The 2,120-nt window shown below is 67.1% G+C and carries 1 pseudogene; it reads left to right on the top strand.

The window, feature by feature from the left end:
- Nucleotides 1–2,120, top strand: a pseudogene (locus EN964_RS32620) (SPOR domain-containing protein); the annotation flags it as partial.

Below are 2,120 nucleotides of genomic sequence, written 5' to 3'. Positions count from 1 at the left end.
CGCGGATGAGCCGAATGCCTGCGACGAGCCGCACGCGCATGATGCGCTTGTCGATATCACTGACGCGAACGGCGACATTCCCATCCCTGAAGGCATTTCGGACGATGCTTTCGACCTAAGTTTGGACGACGCGTTTGCCGAAACGGCCGAAGAGCCGGTCGCCGAGGTTGCTGCCGCGACGGTCCAGCCGGCGGCGCCAGAGGCTCATGTTGCGCCGGCGGCGCATGCCCCGGCCGCGGACGAACGGAGCCTGGAAGACGAGTTGAATGCGCTGCTGGGTGCCATGACGGCGCGCACGGCGCTGGTCGCCAGTGAGCCCGTCACGGCTCAGCCGGCTGTCGCCGCCCTGCCGCCTGTTGCCGAGCCCGCCGAGGAACCGGCCGATCTTGTCGGCGACCTCGACTGGGATCTTGACGAACCCGCGCCTGAGCAGGACCGGCATGTTGGCACGGCCCAAGCGGCCGATGCGGATATTGACGACCTTATGCTTGATGAACTCCAGGATACGACTTGGCACACGGCTGGCGATGTCGATTTCGACGATGATGCGTTCGACGCGGCTTTGCCCAAGGATCTTGATCCGCGTGACGAAGCCACTGACCGGGACAATTCGGCGGATTCTCTCGATTGGCTTGCGGAGCGTTCCCAACCGGCAGAGCCGACGCGTTCGTGGAGCCGCGTGACGCCGGTTCCGCAGCAGCCGTCATTCAGTGCTCAGCCTGCGTTTGCTCAGCCGGCCGCTTCGGTGGCATCCGTGGCCGCCGCGCCGGCAGTCGCCGCCATGACGTCCTACCGTTCGTCCGAGCCGGTCGAGACCGTGGCTCCCGCTGCCCCGGTGCCGGCGCCCCAATCGCGCCAGCCTGCGCATTACGAAGACATGCCCGACGTCGAAACGGTCGATGTACCCGAGCGTGTCGTCGCGCTAGCCGACGATCTCGATATTCCCGAACTGCACTTCGAGGAAGACCAGCCGGCGTCGTCTGGCTACGACGATCTCGATGCGGAGTTCTCCAGCCTTCTCTCCGAGATGAACGCGGTGGAGGTCGCTCCTGTTCCCACGAGCAATGTGGCCAGCGCGTCTTACGATGATGACTCCTATGCCGCGGGCTTCAAGCCGGGCTATGACAGCCTCAAGCCGGCATATGACGGGGTCAAGCCGGGCTACGACGGGCTCAAGCCGGGCTATGAGCCGGAAGCGCGGACCTATGCCGCGCGGCCGATGGACATGTCCGCCCGCGCGGCGGCGCCCACGGGTTATGCCGACGCCTCCGGCTTCGACCTCGACGGCCTGCCAGGGAGCCAGCCGGTTTCGCAAGCCGATGATTTTACTGTCGATGAACTCGACTACGATCCCGAACTCGACGAGGCTATGGCTGTTCCGGGTCTCGGCGAGCGTGAGGCCGGGAGGCCGACGCGCGGACGCGGACTGTTCATCGCCGCGATTGTCGGCGCGGTCGCGGTCGCGGGCGGTCTCGGGGCCTTTGCGCTGTCCTTTGGCGGCAAGGGCGGCAGCGAAGCGCCTGTCATCGTCAAGGCCGACAACGCGCCGATCAAGGTCAAGCCGGAGAATCCGGGCGGCGCCGTGGTGCCCAATCAGGACAACAAGGTCTACGACGCGGTCAGGGGCGCCAAGCCAGCCGAGCCGGTCCAGGAAAAGCTGGTCACCAACGTCGAAGAGCCAGTGGACGTCCAGGCGAAAGATCCGGCCCGCGCCATCGACCTTTCGCCGGACCAGAATGCAGCCGCCGCTGGAACCGATGTCGGCAATGCCGCGCCGATGGCCGGCGCCGCTTCGGCCGACAACGCTTCTGCCGACAATACGGCGCCCGCGCCCAAGTCCGAGGACCGCATTGCGCAGGTGCTGCAGGATGCCGACAAGGGCACCAATGCCGATGTCGTCGCCGTTGCGCCGCGCAAGGTGAGGACCATGGTGGTCAAGTCGGACGGTTCGCTGGTGCCGCGTGAAGATCCGGCAGCGCCCGCCGCGCCGCTAGTGGCCGCCACCGAGCCGGTCGATCCGGCGCCGCAGCATGTTGCCCCAGTGGCCCAAGCCGACGCGGACCAGACCGGCACCGTGGCGCCTGCCGCCGCCCAGGCGGACGACGTGCCGGCCCTCAAGC

This window comes from Mesorhizobium sp. M7A.F.Ca.CA.001.10.2.1 (assembly GCF_003998575.1).
Taxonomy (GTDB): Bacteria; Pseudomonadota; Alphaproteobacteria; order Rhizobiales; family Rhizobiaceae; genus Mesorhizobium.
Note: the sequence above shows the minus strand (reverse complement) of the source record. Positions and strands in the feature narration are given on the sequence as shown.